17 protein-coding genes and 1 pseudogene are annotated in these 18099 nt (G+C 50.7%); 6 read left to right on the top strand and 12 right to left on the bottom strand.

The features are described 5' to 3' along the window. Both dld and ACQKDS_RS03515 read left to right on the top strand, forming a co-directional pair. Entirely contained in the window at positions 1 to 1719 is a 1719-nt protein-coding gene (gene dld / locus ACQKDS_RS03520) for a D-lactate dehydrogenase (RefSeq protein WP_399665866.1), read from the top strand. Between the two features lie 171 nt (positions 1720 to 1890). Further along, positions 1891 to 3260, top strand: a pseudogene (locus ACQKDS_RS03515) (NAD-dependent succinate-semialdehyde dehydrogenase). Between the two features lie 71 nt (positions 3261 to 3331). Here the strand turns inward: ACQKDS_RS03515 and ACQKDS_RS03510 are convergent. Next, a complete protein-coding gene (locus ACQKDS_RS03510; protein WP_399665864.1) occupies positions 3332 to 3922 on the bottom strand; it encodes a Yip1 family protein in 591 nt (196 codons plus the stop codon). Positions 3923 to 4123: 201 nt separating this feature from the next. Here ACQKDS_RS03510 and ACQKDS_RS03505 point away from each other — a divergent pair, with 201 nt between their 5' ends. The 4 genes from ACQKDS_RS03505 to ACQKDS_RS03490 all read left to right on the top strand — a co-directional run bounded on the left by ACQKDS_RS03505 (position 4124) and on the right by ACQKDS_RS03490 (position 6846). Further along, positions 4124 to 4591: an acyltransferase gene (locus tag ACQKDS_RS03505; RefSeq protein WP_399665862.1), complete on the top strand. Its 468-nt coding sequence runs from the start codon at positions 4124 to 4126 to the stop codon at positions 4589 to 4591. Continuing rightward, positions 4591 to 5130, top strand: a complete 540-nt coding sequence (locus tag ACQKDS_RS03500) for a GNAT family N-acetyltransferase (RefSeq protein ID WP_399665860.1) — start codon at positions 4591 to 4593, stop codon at positions 5128 to 5130. Before ACQKDS_RS03505 ends, ACQKDS_RS03500 begins: the two co-directional genes overlap by 1 nt. Before the next feature lie 107 nt (positions 5131 to 5237). Continuing rightward, a complete protein-coding gene (locus ACQKDS_RS03495) occupies positions 5238 to 6071 on the top strand; it encodes a DUF1460 domain-containing protein (RefSeq protein ID WP_399665857.1) in 834 nt (277 codons plus the stop codon). 211 nt (positions 6072 to 6282) lie between these two features. Continuing rightward, entirely contained in the window at positions 6283 to 6846 is a 564-nt protein-coding gene (locus ACQKDS_RS03490; protein ID WP_399665854.1) for a YagU family protein, read from the top strand. A 179-nt stretch (positions 6847 to 7025) separates the two neighbouring features. Here the strand turns inward: ACQKDS_RS03490 and ACQKDS_RS03485 are convergent, their stop codons facing one another. The 11 genes from ACQKDS_RS03485 to ACQKDS_RS03435 all read right to left on the bottom strand — a co-directional run bounded on the left by ACQKDS_RS03485 (position 7026) and on the right by ACQKDS_RS03435 (position 17928). Then, positions 7026 to 7253, bottom strand: coding sequence for a hypothetical protein (locus tag ACQKDS_RS03485; RefSeq protein ID WP_427622477.1), 228 nt, complete (start codon positions 7251 to 7253; stop codon positions 7026 to 7028). Positions 7254 to 7302: 49 nt separating this feature from the next. Further along, complete coding sequence (locus tag ACQKDS_RS03480; RefSeq protein ID WP_427622478.1) at positions 7303 to 7497, bottom strand: hypothetical protein; 195 nt, start codon at positions 7495 to 7497, stop codon at positions 7303 to 7305. A 667-nt stretch (positions 7498 to 8164) separates the two neighbouring features. Further along, the gene (locus tag ACQKDS_RS03475; RefSeq protein ID WP_399665850.1) at positions 8165 to 8338 is read right to left on the bottom strand and encodes a hypothetical protein; all 174 of its coding nucleotides are present in this window, start codon (positions 8336 to 8338) and stop codon (positions 8165 to 8167) included. 127 nt (positions 8339 to 8465) lie between these two features. Beyond that, a complete protein-coding gene (locus ACQKDS_RS03470) occupies positions 8466 to 9338 on the bottom strand; it encodes a hypothetical protein (protein ID WP_399665847.1) in 873 nt (290 codons plus the stop codon). A gap of 219 nt (positions 9339 to 9557) precedes the next feature. Then, positions 9558 to 10520 (bottom strand): ADP-ribosyltransferase, encoded by a 963-nt coding sequence (locus ACQKDS_RS03465; protein ID WP_399665844.1) that lies wholly within the window; start codon positions 10518 to 10520, stop codon positions 9558 to 9560. A gap of 62 nt (positions 10521 to 10582) precedes the next feature. Next, positions 10583 to 10762: a hypothetical protein gene (locus ACQKDS_RS03460; protein WP_399665842.1), complete on the bottom strand. Its 180-nt coding sequence runs from the start codon at positions 10760 to 10762 to the stop codon at positions 10583 to 10585. A gap of 343 nt (positions 10763 to 11105) precedes the next feature. Next, on the bottom strand, positions 11106 to 12029 hold the full coding sequence (locus ACQKDS_RS03455) for a hypothetical protein (protein WP_399665839.1): 924 nt from the start codon (positions 12027 to 12029) through the stop codon (positions 11106 to 11108). Between the two features lie 58 nt (positions 12030 to 12087). Beyond that, positions 12088 to 12969, bottom strand: a complete 882-nt coding sequence (locus ACQKDS_RS03450; protein ID WP_399665836.1) for a DUF4255 domain-containing protein — start codon at positions 12967 to 12969, stop codon at positions 12088 to 12090. A 75-nt stretch (positions 12970 to 13044) separates the two neighbouring features. Then, positions 13045 to 15135 (bottom strand): ATP-binding protein, encoded by a 2091-nt coding sequence (locus ACQKDS_RS03445; protein WP_399665833.1) that lies wholly within the window; start codon positions 15133 to 15135, stop codon positions 13045 to 13047. Positions 15136 to 15299: 164 nt separating this feature from the next. Continuing rightward, positions 15300 to 16706 carry a contractile injection system tape measure protein gene (locus ACQKDS_RS03440; RefSeq protein WP_399665830.1) on the bottom strand — a complete coding sequence of 469 codons (1407 nt, stop codon included), beginning with the start codon at positions 16704 to 16706 and terminating at the stop codon, positions 15300 to 15302. Positions 16707 to 16809: 103 nt separating this feature from the next. Continuing rightward, positions 16810 to 17928, bottom strand: coding sequence for a hypothetical protein (locus ACQKDS_RS03435; RefSeq protein ID WP_399665827.1), 1119 nt, complete (start codon positions 17926 to 17928; stop codon positions 16810 to 16812). Positions 17929 to 18099: the final 171 nt, after the last annotated feature.

The raw sequence follows: 18099 nt of genomic DNA, 5'->3' as shown, positions 1-18099 counted from the left end.
ATGACACAGTTCGCAAGCAGCGAAGAGAAAGCCTTCATCAGCCAATTGAAAAGCATCGTCGGCGGCCCACAGCTGCTGACCGATGAACGCAGCACAGAGCGCTATCGCAAAGGCTTCCGCTCCGGCGGGGGTAAGGCGCTGGCCGTGGTGTTCCCAACCCGGCTGTTGCAACTGTGGCACATTCTACAGGCCTGCGTTGCGGCCGATAAAATTATCCTCATGCAAGCGGCTAATACCGGTCTGACCGAAGGTTCAACGCCCAGCGGCAATGATTATGATCGTGATATTGTCATCATCAGTACCCTACGGCTCGACCATGTGCAGGTGCTGGATCAGGGGAAGCAAGTGGTTGGTTTTCCCGGTAGCACGCTCCATCAGTTGGAAAAACGGCTTAAACCCTATGGCCGCGAACCCCATTCCGTCATTGGATCGTCCTGCATTGGGGCTTCGGTAATTGGCGGCGTGTGCAATAACTCCGGCGGCTCGTTGGTAAAACGCGGCCCCGCCTACACCGAAATGGCGCTTTTCGCCCAATTGGATGCTGACGGCCAGCTGCGCCTGATCAACCATTTGGGGATAAAACTTGGCGACACGCCGGAAGAAATCCTCACCCGCCTGGAGCAAGGAGATTACCGGCCGGAAGATGTCGAGTACGGCGAACTGCGCGCTTCGGATAACGAGTATGCCGAGCGGGTGCGTGATGTCGATGCCGACACCCCGTCACGCTTTAACGCCGATAAACGCCGCTTATACGAAGCCTCAGGTTGCGCTGGCAAACTGGCGGTATTTGCCGTGCGTCTCGACACCTTCGAAAAAGAGGCGCAAGAGCAGGTATTTTACATCGGCACCAATAATACGGCGGTGCTGACGGAACTGCGTCGTCACATGCTCAGCCAGTTCGACAATCTGCCGGTAGCCGGTGAATACCTGCACCGCGATATTTTTGATATCGCTGAAATATACGGCAAAGATACTTTCATGATGATTGATAAGCTCGGCACCGACCACATGCCGCGTTTCTTCACGCTGAAAGGACGCGTCGATGCGACCGTGAACAAATTGCCGCTGCTGCCGGCTAACCTGACCGATCGAGTGATGCAGGGGTTAAGCCATTTAGCACCCAGCCACCTGCCGAAACGCATGAAAGCGTATCGCGATCGTTTTGAACATCATTTGCTGCTAAAAATGGCCGGCGCCGGTATCGAAGAGGCCCACAGCTATTTGAAGCAGTACTTCACCACCGCCGAAGGCGAATTTTTCGTTTGCACCGCCGATGAAGGTAAAAAAGCGTTTTTGCATCGTTTTGCCGCCGCCGGTGCCGCCGTGCGTTACCATGCGGTGCATAGCGAACAAGTCGAAGATATTCTGGCACTAGACATTGCCTTACGCCGCAACGACACCGAATGGTTCGAAACCCTGCCAGCGGAAATCGACAGCCAACTGGTGCATAAACTGTATTACGGCCATTTTATGTGTCATGTGTTCCATCAGGATTATGTGGTGAAAAAAGGCGTCGATACGCATCGGTTAAAACAGCAGATGCTAGCCATCCTCGATCGGCGCGGTGCCGAATACCCCGCAGAACATAACGTCGGCCATCTGTATGACGCGAAACCAGACTTACAGCGTTTCTATCAACAAAGCGATCCGACCAACAGCTTTAACCCCGGCTTGGGGAAAACCAGTAAGCTGAAAAATTGGGGCAGCAATATCCCGTAACATCTGCTATCGCCGCTGTGGCCGCGTATGTCGGGGGCTACAGCGGTAACTCACCAACATCGCGTTGTTTCCCAGCCCTATCGTCTAAACTTAAGGGTAGACGCAGCAGATTTTTCTGCGTCACTGCGGGCGTTTGCCCTGCGTCACCCTGCGCGACGAAAGGAGCTTTTCATGCCATATCAGACGATTAACCCTTTTAATAATCAGTTAATTAAAGAATATACACCGATCAACAGATTGAAGACGCACTGGCACAGGCCGATGCGCTGTATCACTCCGACTGGGCCAAAGGCGATATCGATCAACGTCTGCCAATCTTGCACCAACTGGCCGATCTGATAGACAGCCAGGTTGAAGCATTGGCAAAAATTGCCAGCGTCGAAATGGGCAAGCCGATCGGCCAAAGCCGTGGCGAAGTGCAATTGTGCGCGCAAATCGCCCGTTATTATGCCCAGCATGCCAAACAATTTTTAGCGCCGGTGCGCTATGACTCGAGTCTGGGTGAAGCCTGGGTAGAGCACCATCCGATCGGCGTGCTGATGGCGGTGGAACCGTGGAACTTCCCGTATTATCAATTAATGCGCGTATTGGCACCAAATCTGGCGGCGGGTAATCCGGTGATGGTAAAACACGCCAGTATCGTGCCGCATTGTGCCGCCGAATTCGAACGGTTGGTGCTCGATGCCGGGGCCCCTAAAGGCGCTTATACCAACCTGTTTATTTCGCAAGAGCAAGTAGCCCATCTTATCGCCGACGATCGTATACAGGGCGTCGCGCTAACCGGTTCAGAAAAAGCTGGCAGCGTTGTGGCGGCACAGGCGGCGAAGAAACTGAAAAAGGCCACGCTGGAACTCGGCGGCAATGATGTTTTCGTGGTGCTTGACGATGGGGATCTCGATAAAGCCGCTAAAATCGGTGCGCAAGCCCGGTTAAACAATGCCGGGCAGGTGTGTACCGCCGCGAAACGTTTCATCGTACAGGAGAAGGTTGCTGAGGCGTTTTTGCAAAAACTAACAGAACATTTTCGCGCAGCGCAGATGGGCGATCCACTGAATGAGTCCACTACGCTGGGGCCTTTGTCGTCAAAAGAGGCACTTGAAGGCTTAGTCAAGCAGGTCAACAATGCCCTTACTCACGGCGCCAAGCTGCATTACGGCGGAGAAACGCCGCAACACGAAGGAAACTTCTTCGAACCCACCATTTTGACCGACATTAGCCGTGATAACCCGGCCTATTTCGAGGAGTTTTTCGGCCCTGTTGCGCAGGTTTACGTTGCGAAGGATGACAATGACGTAGTGCAACTCGCTAACGATTCACACTACGGTCTGGGCGGCGCGATCTTTAGCACCAATATCGAGCGCGCTAAAAAACTGGCATCACGCATTGAAACCGGCATGGTGTACGTCAATTCACTGACCGACACGGCGCCAGAGTTACCGTTTGGCGGTGTGAAGCGTTCCGGTTTTGGCCGCGAGCTGTCAGACTTAGGCATTAAAGAGTTTGTGAATCAGAAATTGGTCGTGGTGAACAACCCGCATTAACGCGCGGGCGACATGCCCCTTTCGTCATGTATGACTGGCGCAAGGGGCTTACCGCATCAGAATGATGAACGTTAAAATAACCAGGCACCATACCCCCACATCAACACCGTCACCCCAAGCAACAGCTCAAGCAGCAAAATGCCAATAGCGAAGGTGGAGCTTGAGAAAATGAAGCCTTCACGATTGTCGATATTCAGGAAATGGGGAATACCCAAGTACAGCAAATATCCCGAATAGCACAGGCCAATAATTCCGACGAACAGGCACAACCACACCACCGGGTAGAGCGCCACAACGCCACTGAGGAACATCGGGGTTGCGACGTAGCCTGCGAAAACCATGCATCGATGCAGGCTGGGGCGCGACTCATAACGCCGCGCCATCCAGTGAATCACTTTTCCCATGGCCGCGACACCGACCAGCATCAACAGATAAAATGCGATCGCCGTATAGAATGCCGTAGACATAGCCAGTTGAATGGCATGCCCATCACCAGAAAGCCAACCCAACTGCGTGGTGCCGATAAACGCACAGATGACCGGGATCGTAGCCAACAACAGCACGTGATGCGTATAGAGATGTGAGACACTTTCGTTCTCACGCTGAATTTCTTTGAACTCGGTGCTAGGATGCGCTAAAAGCCCCCAAACATGATTAACCATGAGACACCTCCTCAACTCGCCGCACGTCGTTCTCGGCGAGGATATTCACACCTCAGGCGAACAACCTGCCCGCGTGAGGACCGCGACTACGGGGCTCCCCCCTGTATAAAGTATAGCCAGTCGCTGAAAAAACGTTCGTTCAGCAAGGATTACCCGGCGGTTTGCTCTATAATCAATCTGTTAGTGCATTGAGGGAACATCATGACGCAAAAACTCCGTACCCGCCAAAGCGGCATTGCCAATGTCGAAATCGGCCAAAACGTGATGGTAATCGAGCCAAGCAACCTGTATGGCTGCCATTTGGGCGATGACGTGTTTGTCGGACCCTTTGTCGAAATTCAAAAAAACGTCCGCGTGGGCGCACGCAGCAAAATCCAGTCGCACAGCTTTATCTGCGAATATGTCACCCTTGGCGAGGACTGTTTTGTCGGTCATGGCGTCATGTTCGCCAACGATCTGTTTAAAGCAGGCGCGCCTAATGCCAATCCCGACAGTTGGGGGCATACGCGCATCGGTAATCGGGTGTCGATCGGTTCCGGTGCCACTATTTTAGCAGTCGCGATCTGCGACGATGCCGTAATTGGCGCGGGCGCAGTGGTGACCAAGAACATTACCCAGAAAGGGATATATGCTGGGAATCCGGCCAAACTTTTACGGGAGCTGCCTTGATGAGCGAGATCGTGATTGAACGCATCACCGATCTGCCCCACCGTTATCTGGAAGATAACGATTTCACTTTCTACGTTGAGCATTACGCCCATCCCAGCTTTGACACGCCATTTGAACAGTGGCCAATCCTGCCTGTCGTGCCATTTCGCAAAAATTACCCGCTGGCACCTTTCGTAAATGATGAAGGCGACACCTTCCTCGCACGCTATCAAGGCGTGGCGGTTGGGCATATCACATTGAGCAAAAACTGGAATGATTACACCTTAATCGAAGAGGTTGCTGTCAGCCGCTATGCGCGCCGCCGGGGCATCGGAACCGCGTTATTGCATGCCGCGCAGCAGTGGGCGCATGAGCATGATACCGCAGGCTTGATGTTGGAAACGCAAAACAATAACCTAACGGCCTGCCGTTGTTACCAGCGTTACGGCTTTACGCTGGGCGGGATCGACCGTTTACTCTACCGTGGTCAAGCGGACATCGCCGACCATGAAATTGCGTTATTTTGGTATTTACCGTTCAACAACGAAGTCGGTTATTAACCCGCTAAAAATAACGTTCACAGTTTAGCTAAGGTTTACTCTTCAACCGGCAAGATAGCGTTCAACTGTTATCACCTAACAAATAGGTGTCGCCCGCGGAGAGAAACATGAGCAAGGCAGCTCAATGGATGTTGATCGTTTTATTAACCGGCTGCGCCAGGCAAACACCGATGCCCACCGCCGCCTATCCAACGACAAATCCTACTTCCGCTACGGAAACCTACATGCAAATTGATACAACCACCCGCGATAAACTTGAAAGCATTTTAACAACGCGTCAAACGCAGCCGCCATTGGATGCTGGTTCTGCTATTGCACACATTTCGCAGCAGTTTCTCGGCACGCCCTATGTGGCTGACAGGCTGGTGGGCTCTGCCACCCTACCAGAAAAATTAGTGGTAGATTTCCGCGGGTTGGATTGCTTCACCTATCTCGACTACGTTGAAGCATTGAGACATGCCAATACGCAGCAACAGTTTGTGCAACGGTTGATCGCCACACGTTACATCAACGGTGAGGTAAGGTTCTTAAAACGTAAACATTTTTTCAGTGACTGGGCGCATCAGCCTGAAATCATCGCCAAAGATATCACCACGCAGCTCAGTCCGCATGCCATCACACTGGAAAAACACCTCAACCAAAAAGCTGACGGCAGCCAGTATCTTGCCGGTTTGCCCAATGTGACGCGTAGCGTGAGTTACATACCCGGCGGTTATGTTGATCAACAGCTCCTGAATCAGCTACGCACCGGCGACTACATTGGGATTTACAGCCATTTAAACGGGTTAGACGTCACCCACGTCGGCATCTACGTGATGACCCCCGAAGGCCCCATGCTGCGTAATGCCTCTTCGCGTGAACATAACCACCGCGTTGTGGACTCACCGTTTATCGACTATGTCCTCGCCACACCGGGTATCATCGTGCTGCGTCCGCTGTAATTCAGCGTTGAGTTGTTAACGTAGGGATCAATAAAAATATCCATGATGATAGGGTGAGTGGAGAGTTAAAAAAGTCGCGACACTTACTTTATTTACACTTTCACTGATCTACTCTTATTTTTTTGGTTAAAAAACTGGTCATTTATTCAACCAGCACCACTATTATGACTCTTCCTATAATGGAATATATGAATAACATTGGTGACCAGTTATGCAAATAAAAGACCTGTTTTTAACCACTGACCCTAAACGGCGTCGCTATGGTGTCGCTATTTTTGTCGGTATTATCGCTGGTATTATGTCGGCATTCGTCAAATGGGGGGCGGAAGTACCCTTACCGCCGCGAACCATCGCAGATGGCCGCAACGAGTTCAATCCACCTTATCTTTTCTTACGCGATTATCTCGGCATTGACCCAACCAGCACCGTGTACACCTTTTCGGAGCACATTATTAACCCGGTAATGGTGACACACATTCTATTTTCATTGGTCTTTGCCATTGGCTATTGTGTGGTCGCTGAATGTTTTCCAAAGGTCAAAATGTGGCAAGGGGCGATGGCCGGCCTGATTGCAACGGTCGCCGTTCACGGGATTAGTTTTCCTCTTCTTGGTCTGACGCCGTCTTTATCCATGATACCCATCGATGAATATATTTCTGAAATCCTCGGCCACGTATTCTGGTTCTGGGCGATTGAGTTAATCCGCCGCGATCTGCGCAACCGGATCACCCACGAGCCAGACGCCGAGGTACCACTCACCGCACCGTATCGCTAACAACTTCAAGGCCTGCGCAACACGATGCCTCCGTGATGCCACCCCGTAGTGGCCGGGCATGCCCGGCCTGCATATAAGGGCACGCCCGGCCAGCATGTGGATAGGCTTCATCATCAAACAGGCGCGGCATGCCACGGCCCTACGCAGCAATACCCCATGCAACACGCCTCCACCCGTCATCAACACCCCCGTAGTGGCCGGGCACGCCCGGCCTGCATATAAGGGCATGCCCGGCCTATATATAAGGCCTGCATATAAATAGTCTCCATCATCAAACGGGCGCGGCATGCCACGCCCCTACGCAGCAATACCCCATGCACCACGCCTCCACCCGCCATCTCCCCCGTAGTGGCCGGGCATGCCCGGCCTGCATGTGGATAGGCTCCATCATCAAACGGGCGCGGCATGCCACGCCCCTACGCAGCAATACCCCATGCACCACGCCTCCACCCGCCATCAACACCCCCGTAGTGGCCGGGCATGCCCGGCCTGCATGTGGATAGGCTCCATCATCAAACGGGCGCGGCATGCCATGCCCCTACGCAGCAATACCCCATGCACCACGCCTCCATCCGCCATCAACACCCCCGTAGTGGCCGGGCATGCCCGGCCTGCATGTGGATAGGCTCCATCATCAAACGGGCGCGGCATGCCACTCCCCTACGCAGCAATACCCCATGCACCACGCCTCCACCCGCCATCAACCCCCCCGTAGTGGCCGGGCACGCCCGGCCTGCGTATAAATAGTCTCCGTAATCAAACGGGTGCGGCGTGCCACGCCCTACGCAGCCGCATAATACGATGCTCCCTGTAATGCCACGTAACAGTCATCACCGCGTGATAATTTGCGCCTGTGTTTTTTTCCCCCTTGGGATCGGCAAGGCCGCATCCATCACCTCTGCTGACATCTCATCCTCTTCTGACGCCCTTGGCCTGAGCAACACTACTTTAAGTCCCTCGACGCTACCGGTTTAATGCGGTCGATTTGCCGAGATGACGATGTTGATTTGCAGTTATTGTGAGCCCGGTAGAATGGATTGCGAGTCAGAGAGATTTCGATTGCGAGCCTCTACAGTTATTATCGGCTAGGAAATATATCGCCGGATGAATATGAACGCCGATTACAACAATGTGCCTAAATCCGTGTCTGGTTTTAGGTAACCATTACACATTGCCTTCTTACCGGGAAGACACTGAAGCTCCTGCACCTGCTTCACTGCCGCAGCCGGCTCAGAGCGAGAAGCTGCTAAAAGACCGGGGTTTAATCCGGCCTGCGGCGCCGGACTAACGGACTTCAGCACCAGAGCGGCGTCAAATCTTAATTGCGGTTAAACGACACCGCTGGCCAGTCGGAAAACTCGCTTAAGCTATGCCGATACGCCTGTGTCACCTGCGCCAAAGCGGCGTTCTGCGCCTGGAGTTCCTCGTCCGTCAACCAACCGTGCACGCCATGGGCAGAAACGGCTTCCGCACGCTGAAACCGATATAGCACAAAGCATGCATGACGGCGCTGGATGGGGGCGTGGAATACCAAGGCGGTAGCTCATGCTCCGGCACATTATGCGGCCGTCAGGCAGTCCTGTACCTAAATGACTCTTCTCGTGGTCAGGCTTTGCTATTCATCGTTTCAACGCCCGACGAATGGAGGAGGTCAATTGGTTAAATCGTCTTTTTCGGACTAGCTGCGGCTCACTCCCTTTCGGTGTTGGTGTATAGTGCGACCATAGCTCTGGGTTTAATTCCCATGGGGCGGCAACCTGAACATTATTCTGGTAGAAAAAAACCTTGCCCTTTAGTCTGTCTTTATTACGGTATGCATAACGTAATTCACTTGCTGTAATTGATTGTCCTCCTGCTCCCTCCTTGCGCGCAATCGAGGGGATATCAAGACCATCTAAAACAAAATGGATGCGATTCCCAGCTCCCTGCGCAGCCATTTCAAGACCGAGTTTACTCCCTCTTTTCCAGAGCAGTTTAGGGGCGCTGTCACCGCCACTTATATGCCACTGATGATACGGACTGCTACCATACTTCTTCCGTGTTTCTTTATATATCTCTTGCATATTAAATTTACTATTAGTTTCTCCCGCTGCAAAATAGCTCTCCCACAATGGATAATTTCTTACCTTCTGTGACCGCGCCTTGATATCATCAGGCGGCAGCATTTTTTTCATATTTTTCTCGGGTGACTTAACAAATTTCATTAAAGGTCCATCCAGCAATGCCATGTTGGTTTGCAGAGATATCGTATTGTTATACATATCAATAATGGACGCGGGCATCTGCTTATCTTCAGGTCTAAAAGTTTGTCCAATGGCAGAAGAGAGATAATTTCCCCTTTCCCCACTCAAGCCGTATACCAGGTCGCCTTTTTCAGCGCTAAACCGATCGCGAATTGAAAATGGTTGCTCTTCAAAAGAGTCATCTTCTTCAACGCGTTCTTCTAAGGGCAATGTTTTATTTACTGGGATTAAATCGTTATCGTATGGCATAAGTATAAATTCTCATGTTATGAAAGGATAAAAAATATAAAGTTGCCGTATCCGTAACCCGCTATGGCCGCTGTCGATATGACCGGCCGGCCTCAAGCAGCCAGCTGAAAGGTATATTATTGCGAAGTAGACTGAGATCCCTGTGCCGTGTCAGGAGCTACTCCATCTCCTCTCCTGGCTTTTGCCGTTGGGGAGCGTGGGCGTGTTCCGACACCATCATCACCGCGCGATCATTTGCGCCTGTGTTTTTTCCCCCCTTGGGATCGGCAAGGCAGCATCCATCACCTCTGCTGACATCTCATCCTCTTCTGACGCCCTTGGCTTGAGCAGCACTACTTTAGTCTCCGGCTCTAGTCCCTCGACGCTACCGGTTTTGAGCTGTTCAATCAGCGATGCCAGCTCACGCTCGCCTTCCGGATCGCTCCCGTCGGTCTGTCCGGAGCGGGTCACCCAGACCTTCACGTAAGGCTGTTTCGATCCATTCGCCACTTCAAAATCGAATCTCTTTTTCTTAATCATTGAATTGGCTTCTGGGGGATAACCTTTTTCAAGATGCAGTACATAACTCTTTTCAACAGTAAACGGCGTCCCCTCAGGAAACAGCACTTCTTTTTCGCCCGGCGCATTACTGATCCCTTCAACCAGCGATCCGCTGACCTCCCCGGGTTTCACTACAATCAGCGCCCCTTTCGCCATATAACTTTTGGCAACTGCCGGATCGTAAGTGGTACTCATAAACCCCGGGAACCGGGCATCGTTACCCTGTTCAAGCAACGCCTCGGCCACGGCGACATGGCTGCCATGCCAGAGCGTACCGGAATACCGTTCAAACATCGGCGATTCAAGCGCCCTATGGAGCAGTTCAACCGTCTGGCGATACTCACTTTTCGCCTGCGAGCGCTGGCCGGAAGTGAGGTATTGATTTCTCTTCAGCAGAGCTTGCAGGCGGCTCTCCATCTCTCCCGCATTTTTCGGCGGCGCGAACCCACCGTAACCCGGGTTGATCACATTGGCCCCGTTAGCGGTGTAGAAGCGAGTGACGGCCAGCAGCATCCCTTTAAGTAAAATATCCTGATTCTGTTTGCTGTCGCCGATGGCATCAAGCAGGCAACTGGCCCTCGCCTGAATAACAGCCGTCTTTTCCAGCGTTCGACGCAAAAAAGAGCGAGCGATATATTCCACCGCGGGGAATTCAAGCAGATCGTTACCCAGATGATTAAACTAAAACGCCTGTTTTTCCTCAGCTATTTTTCTACCGCCAGGGCAACAACACTTTCTTTCAGAGATTTCTCTGCCGTGGGGAAAAATCTGTCAACCTTATTGCGAATGACATTCTCAATATTACCTTCATACTCTGCTGCGCGTATAATGGCTTTATTAAACTCATCTATTACTTGTTGTGATTTTGGATTTTCTGTTGGCATCGATATATCTCCTTTAGGTTAAAAATGTGTATGGGAGGGGACTCCACTGATTGATATAAAACAGATGAGCTGCATACTATTGATAAAAATAGAGTTAGCAGCGAACACCTTTCTATTAAAGTAAAAATAGATTCATTATCAAGCCCCACAGAATCTGATAACACTATGGTTTATCCATCTGCTGCCATTAACGCCAGAAATTACACTGCCGTTAAGTCAAAAATAAATCCATGCGTCATCCTGCACATCAAGTCTTAATGCAGGTTTTTTACGCCCTCCCCCCCACACATCTCTCTACGTCACATGCCATGTTGCATGACGATGTCTTAACGCGAAAATCTATTCAAGATGCCTCAGGCTGAAAATTGAGTAGCATTCTTCGTGTATCTCTAATCCTGTTTTCTATATGCATCACAGAGTTTGATATACCTTCACTACTTACTTTTTTACGCTTGATAGTATTAAGTGCACCATCTCTGCTTATTTTCTCTTTACCAAGATATTCGAACCGATCCTGTATGTCATCATACCCCTCCATGGATATAATCGATTCAATCACTTCAAATATCTTTTCAATTTTCTTTATTTTTTTACTTCCCAATTCACCATCGCTCAACTCTTTGATCTGAAGAGCAAAATCTGCGAGATCCCCGACTGGTAACGACAATCCAGTCGCCTCATCTATCGCCTTTTTCACCCCCATAACGGCAAAATTCTTCTTAGTGCTATTGTTGTTGCTCAAATACGCGTTTTTCACCGTAAATAAACCTGACCGTAGAATGGAGTCATGAGTATGTTCAATCTCCTGTTGGATTGTTGATGTTTGCAATCGTTTATTTTTTTTCAGCGGTGTCTTTCCAAGAACTTTTTTGGTCAGCTCTTTGCTTGCGATCCCTGCGCTTAGACCACCGACTGCGGCCCCAACTGCAGTACCTGCACCAGGTAAAATCAATGTCCCCACGACTGCTCCAAGAGTTGATCCTGCCAGGCCAGAGAACGCTGAGGTAGTATGAGTGATCACGATATTAGAGCCATTCTTGGCAAGGGCTCGCATGGCTCGAGAGGAATTAATCGTATTGTCGACAGCGTCGTGAATCGTGTTTACAACGCTGGTTATAACATCCAGACTATCGGTATATCGACATATGCGATTTTTACTCTCATCATGCATCTCGTCCTCAAACTCCTGGAACGACTCGTCTTCTTTAGCAAGTGGAGCCTGCATTGGTTTTGATTTCTTTTGGGTAAAGGCTATTGGCTTACGCATAAAATCACCTCATGATTTTCAAGTTTTTTCACCATGGTAATCCCAGAAAGAAATGTATTTAAATCCCCACCAGGTCTGTCTTATCAACCGCGTTGATATAAACACGGTAGCCATCGGGCGTGACCGCTGCAGCCTCATCCTTTTCCCATTCGTCAAAAACGGTGTTCATCGGAGCGAGATATTCCCTCCGCGTCATACCGGAAACCTGCAACGACACGCTGATGTCAGCCGCCCCCCCGTTTGAAGCGGCAACCGGCGAGGCATCCAGATTAACGTGCGTTATTGCAAGACGGGCATCATCATCACCGCCCAGCGCCACCATTAATTGCTCCCGCAGTACATCGGAAATGGCCTGTGGAGAAACGGGCGCTTTTGGCTCAACGGTGGTAGACAAGGATTTAACCGGGGTCACGTCCTCACCTTTATCACTCAGGCTAATCGGTACGGTGACACAATAGTTGAGCGACAGGCGCGGACGATTGCCCAGCGATTGCCAGAAGTTACCCAGGCTGTTCAGATTTTCTTTAGGCGGCATAACCTGCGTGTAAGCCCCGGGAATATCGGCTAACTGGCGGTTGTTAATCAACGCCGCCAGCACCTGGGACATCACCTGTATGGCCTGGTTGTCAGGCTGACTGTCTGGGTTACTGGCATCCGTAGCGGGGCCGGTTGATTCCCAATAGGTAATGAGGTAGTTGCACTTCACGTTGACCCAACCGGGTGACAACCGACCCGCGCCGACATTAAATCCGCGAGACTCTGCGGTACGCAACTGCAGATCTTCGTGGATATCATAAAGAAACACGCTTATCGCAGCATCGGACTGCGTGGCATCCACATCCGGTAAATCAAAGCGGATTGCCACGGCCTCATTCACATAGGCGCGCAGCATCTTATTCATCGCGTTATTCACGTCGACCAGCGTTTGATAATTAGACATACTTGTTCCTCGGTATTAATAGTAAGTTATCACTGTTCATGATGCGTTATTGACACGGGATATTGAGTCAGCAGGTTAAATAGCCAGCCGCCCTGTTTTGGCCAGCTCACGGGTTAACGCCGCGTCGATATGACGGTGGCTAACTTCCTGATTATCACTTTCTGCAGCGAAGAAGGCGGCCAGCAGGGCAATATTCCTGATATTGGCGCCGGTAATATTTGCCCGCTGCGCTAATTTTTCAAAGTCCACGTCCGGTGAGACCTTAATATTCTTCGGCCATATTTTTTTCCACATGTTATGCCGCAGCGTTTCATCCGGGTAAGCAAAGCGGGTAATAAAGGTAAAGCGCCGGTTAAACGCACTGTCGAGATGGCTGCGATTATTGGTGGATAAAATAACCAGCCCGGGGAAATTCTCCAGCCGTTGTAACAGGTAAGACACTTCAATATTGGCATGCCGGTCATGGGAATCTTTGGTTTCACTACGCTTACCAAATAAGGCGTCGGCCTCATCAAAAAACAAGATGCCGGCATCCTGCTCTGCCAAATCAAAGATACGGGAGAGATTTTTCTCGGTTTCACCAATGTATTTATTAATTACCGTGGAAAGGTCAACCTTGATTAAATCGACCCCCAGGGTATGGGCAAGCACTTCCGCCGCCATGGTTTTCCCGGTTCCCGAGTCACCGTAGAACAGCGCGCTGATCCCGACGCCATAGCCCACCTTGTCTTTAAACCCGCCGGCCAGGACTTTTTCCCGATAACGGATGGCCGTCAACATCTCTTGGAGCTGTTGCAAGAGACTCTCCGACACCAACAGGTCGTTTAATGACCGCTTCGGCGTAATGCGTTGCGCTAACGAACCAAAGTTCTGTTGGGTGCGTAAATTGAGCGCATGGCGCATATCACACTGTTGCAGAACATCCGCCGGATCACGTTGTTGCCGATACAGTTCGGCCTCTTGCACAATCAGCGGCAGGCTTTCCGGGGTAAAGGTATAGCGCTGGCTTAAACCGATAAGATCAATATCCGCGGCACGGCGCTCTGGCAAGCAAGCCATAAGCAACTGTGTTTTTTCCTCTAGCGTCAATACCGGCATCTCTATCTGCAAGGTGGGCGTCTTTTTCAGCCATAAAGGCGGGGAATAGGGTTCGACCAGACACACTACCCTTAATCCCGGCTGGTTGAGTTGCTCAGATAATCTCTCCGGCAGTGACGTGCTCTTTTCCATCCGTGCCTGCAAGTGGCGGATCACCATGCCCGCGCCGCGCATACGAGTTTCACGCATCAGACAGGTTAAGTGCATTAACAGCGCATCGTCATCGCTCTCGGCGCATTTATCGATATCGACCCACAGCGTCTGCCGGTTTTCAGAAGCAAAAATGCTCGACACCGCATGGGCTCTGGCGCTCCCCGGCATACCACGCAGTAACACCACGGGGCGTGGCTCAATATCGTCAGTCAGTAACACGTCTGCCAACGCGTGTTTCAAGCAGGCAGGATAAAAAGGCAACGCTGGCGGGTGGAACCATTCAGCCCACGACGCTAACGCCGGCGCCAAATAGTGATGCCCGAGTAAAAAATGGTACACACCGCTATCGGTAATAAAGCGAGTTTGGTTCCATGCCGGATTTTTTTTATTCTCCTCTATCGCTAAGAGCTGACAGCTCATTAACGGTGCCCGATGTAGAAAACTGGCTTGCTGTGCCCGCCTCTCCTTGTCTGAACAACACAATAGCGTTAAGGCCAATGAAAAACTGGGCAGTTGACTTTGCTTGCCCCCCTGGATCCAGGAAAACAGATCATAATAACGGCTGTCAAAATGGGGCAGCAATCCCAATAGCACCGTGTCCCGTTCAAAGTCGGTGAGTTCGAAACGATGAATCAGGTCAGTTAAGCCTTCGGTTACCAATGGCTGCCCGTTTCCCGCCCGGTATACCGGTTGTGTGACAGCGGCCCAATGAGGCCTGCCGATGGGGTGCTGCATTCGCGCTTCAACCTCCTCTTCACTGAGCAGAAACCCGTTAAAAACTTCGTGATGCGCTGAATGGCAGTAATAATAATGCTGTAATAACAGATCGATACGTTCCAGCTCGCTAAACAATAGCGATAGCTGGCAATCACCCGGCGGGATAAATGCGGGCTGAAGGGCTGAAGAAAGCGTCATGTTGATATCCGATAAGAAGAGAAAATAGCGGTCGTTTATCCTGTGATACCCGGTATATACCCCAAATAATTGGAGTTGCATTGAGGCGGCAAAGCTGTAAGTTCCCAGGCGCATAGATAACTATGTGACTGGGGCACGCAGGCGCAGCCAACAAAGATGCAGCTTCAAGTATTAAGGGTAGGCCAGACGATGGTCAGTGGCTGTTCAGTCCACGGAAAAGACGCCAGCGTCATCGGCCACGGCCAGTCTCTGAGTAAATAGTCATAGGGTTCCGATCTCACAATAATCTGCGGGAGTGCCCCTTCGGTGCTGATTTCGCCCGTGCGCTGTAAGAACAATTGGCGGATATCCGTCAGGCTCAAGGTTTGCCAGCCGGGGAGTTGCTGACCGATAGCGGTTAACCAGCGATCAATCTGCTGCTGTTGCGGTTCGCTCAGGTTTGTTGATGTCGGTAGCGGGGCCGCCAGTGAAATACCACACAGTAACTGATTGAGAGTTAACCGTTCGTCATCTGAATCACGGTTGCTCCATACCAGCCAGTTCAGGCAGTACAGCGCCTGCCAGCGAGCGCCGTCACTGATAAACTGCTGCTCTTCACAGAGTGCCAACTGCGCAAAGAGTTGAGGCAACAGCGGCCAGAGCAGCAGTAACCCGGCATTGCTGATGTGCTGGCCCGGAGAAGCCGCATATTCATCTTGCTGTCGTATATGGCTCATTTCATCACCCGGCCGCGCATGTTTGCCCAACGGTTGTAAACAGCGGTTTAGATAAACAGCAATCTGCTGCTCACGCTCCGCCCCTTCCTGCCTGCGAATCGCATGGCGCACCGCGTTTTGTTGCCATAATGGCAGTAACCAGCGCGTAGCCACCAACGGGGGAAGCGCTGGCTGAGCGAGCGGCATGCTGCCGGAAAACCGACCGCCGGTCAGTAGCTGCACCACCTGCCCGGACGGGATTTCGCCCTGGGCAATCGCGTCTCCCCACGCTGTCACCTGGCTGACGGCAGGAGCATGTTGACTCAGCCAGACCCGCCCCTGCTGGCTATTTTGCAAATACCACACGGCGGCCATCGACAGCCGGCTGGCCGTTACCCGGCTGTACCAGGATGTTGGCAGCATTTCCTGCTGTTGCCGGGTGTGCAGCAGCAATAGCCTGAGCCACTGCTGAAGCCGCGCCGCCGGGGTATCCCGTAGCCGTTGCTGCAAAACAGCGGGCTGCAAACAGTCCAGCGCCAGCTGATACAGGTTCTCACCATCATGATCGCGCTCGTTAAGCACGTCCGCCGATTCAGGCTCCAGCCTGCCAGTGGCAGGCTGGGCGTGGGCAGATGCCTGTTCGCGGGCAAGATAATCAGCAAACGCCTGTGCCAGTCGCTCGGTAAATAGCGTGTCAAACTGGGAGGCCGGAATGGCCCCCAGATTAATCACCCCTTTTTCCCTGCTGATTTCGCCAGAAAATGGTATCTCTTGCGCCACCAGCCTGAGCGTATATTTAATACTTTCGGCATTCAGTACGGATGATAATAATATCTTTTTGCCCCGTGCTTTACAGGGCGCCCTAATATTACACATTACCTTATCGATATGGATAGGTATCATAGACTGATTCTCTAATAAGTTTTACACTAATAAAAAACCAATAATGGCTAGCCGAATTACACGCAACCCTCTGTGATTACAGCTTAATAATAAATGCCAATATATAATAAGGTGGAACGACATTGATATTATGCTGATGAGCATCCTGTATCGCACTGGCGTCATGATTATGTGGTTTTGATCCCCCCATTTTAGAGGTGTAAAGCTGATACCCACTAAAATTACCGTTCTTATCTCCACTTAAGAGAACAGTTATATCTGCAAAATTAAAACCGTCATCGGGTGATTTCCCTGAAGAGGCACTACCATATTCCGCAGCCGAAGTTACATCATTGTGAATAAAACTACTACCATAAGCACTGGAGCGCATCCCCCCTAAATGGTTATGCTCGGGAATCTGCGCTACAGATAAAGCATGCTCATTCACCGTCACGCTAATGTTGGGGGTTTGCGCATCCGATTTAATACTACATTGCTTGTCTTCATTACTCCCTGTTACTTTTTGATTATTGGTTTTATTGACATCGCTAAATGCAGCGGCCCCCAGTACAAACCTGTCGCGTAAATCCGGTCGACCCTCTTTACCATCGCATAATGCCCACCCCTTCGGCATTTCAGCCTCTGAGCCAGCAAACATCATCACCATGCCTTTTTGAAAGCTCTGCTCTGGTTTCAGTCCAATACCGTCTTTATCAACCTCCAGCCCTTTATCCTTGTTTACCTTGACCCAGATCCCTGATGAATCGTGCTCCAGCCCCCAGTCAGGATAAAGTTTTACCCCTACGCCATCTTTATCAACGGTAATCCCTTTGTTATCATTTACCTTGATCCCTAACCCTGAATCATTATGTTCCAGGCCATGACCTGGATAAAGCTTCACCCCTACGCCAAATTGATCAATGTGTATACCATGAGTATCATTCGATAAAACATTGATACCATTAGCATCAACTTTTACCCCGCCACTCTCGTATACTTTTAACTCTAAACGCCCCGTATCAGAGAGAATAAAACCGTTAGCAGGACCGGTTTGCCCTTTTGATTTTCCTACCGCCTTACGGCCATGCTCAGCCACATCAATTAAATTCGCAAAATCCGTTTGCAACGGAATACTTCCCGCTTTAAAGCGTTCTTTTAATTCTTCAACGCTCGGTACTTCTTGGGCATCACGTAATTCTTTTTTATCGATAGTCATACAATACTCCTAAAATATTATTAAGATTAAGAGCCTAATAGGATAGGATCTTAGAGTTAATTAAAGATAACTATACCGATATGCTTTGCATACCATATTAATTATCCATTCAGATCTACTACTTACTGGTTGTAGCGTATTTACAACAAGAAGAAAATCACCGTATTTTAT

This window comes from Serratia sp. NPDC078593, from assembly GCF_050268245.1.
GTDB lineage: Bacteria > Pseudomonadota > Gammaproteobacteria > Enterobacterales > Enterobacteriaceae > JBNNGK01.
The sequence above is the reverse complement of the archived record's forward strand: the minus strand, read 5'-3'. Positions and strand labels throughout refer to the sequence as shown.

Coding starts and splice junctions, on each gene's coding strand:
- ACQKDS_RS03440 (WP_399665830.1), bottom strand. CDS start 16,706: ATGTGTAATATTAGGGCGCCCTGTAAAGCACGGGGCAAAAAGATATTA.
- ACQKDS_RS03470 (WP_399665847.1), bottom strand. CDS start 9,338: ATGCCATACGATAACGATTTAATCCCAGTAAATAAAACATTGCCCTTA.
- dld (WP_399665866.1), top strand. CDS start 1: ATGACACAGTTCGCAAGCAGCGAAGAGAAAGCCTTCATCAGCCAATTG.
- ACQKDS_RS03435 (WP_399665827.1), bottom strand. CDS start 17,928: ATGACTATCGATAAAAAAGAATTACGTGATGCCCAAGAAGTACCGAGC.
- ACQKDS_RS03445 (WP_399665833.1), bottom strand. CDS start 15,135: ATGACGCTTTCTTCAGCCCTTCAGCCCGCATTTATCCCGCCGGGTGAT.
- ACQKDS_RS03450 (WP_399665836.1), bottom strand. CDS start 12,969: ATGTCTAATTATCAAACGCTGGTCGACGTGAATAACGCGATGAATAAG.
- ACQKDS_RS03455 (WP_399665839.1), bottom strand. CDS start 12,029: ATGCGTAAGCCAATAGCCTTTACCCAAAAGAAATCAAAACCAATGCAG.
- ACQKDS_RS03490 (WP_399665854.1), top strand. CDS start 6,283: ATGCAAATAAAAGACCTGTTTTTAACCACTGACCCTAAACGGCGTCGC.
- ACQKDS_RS03500 (WP_399665860.1), top strand. CDS start 4,591: ATGAGCGAGATCGTGATTGAACGCATCACCGATCTGCCCCACCGTTAT.
- ACQKDS_RS03485 (WP_427622477.1), bottom strand. CDS start 7,253: ATGCCGCGCCCGTTTGATGATGGAGCCTATCCACATGCAGGCCGGGCA.
- ACQKDS_RS03510 (WP_399665864.1), bottom strand. CDS start 3,922: ATGGTTAATCATGTTTGGGGGCTTTTAGCGCATCCTAGCACCGAGTTC.
- ACQKDS_RS03460 (WP_399665842.1), bottom strand. CDS start 10,762: ATGCCAACAGAAAATCCAAAATCACAACAAGTAATAGATGAGTTTAAT.
- ACQKDS_RS03495 (WP_399665857.1), top strand. CDS start 5,238: ATGAGCAAGGCAGCTCAATGGATGTTGATCGTTTTATTAACCGGCTGC.
- ACQKDS_RS03480 (WP_427622478.1), bottom strand. CDS start 7,497: ATGCCGCGCCCGTTTGATGATGGAGCCTATCCACATGCAGGCCGGGCA.
- ACQKDS_RS03505 (WP_399665862.1), top strand. CDS start 4,124: ATGACGCAAAAACTCCGTACCCGCCAAAGCGGCATTGCCAATGTCGAA.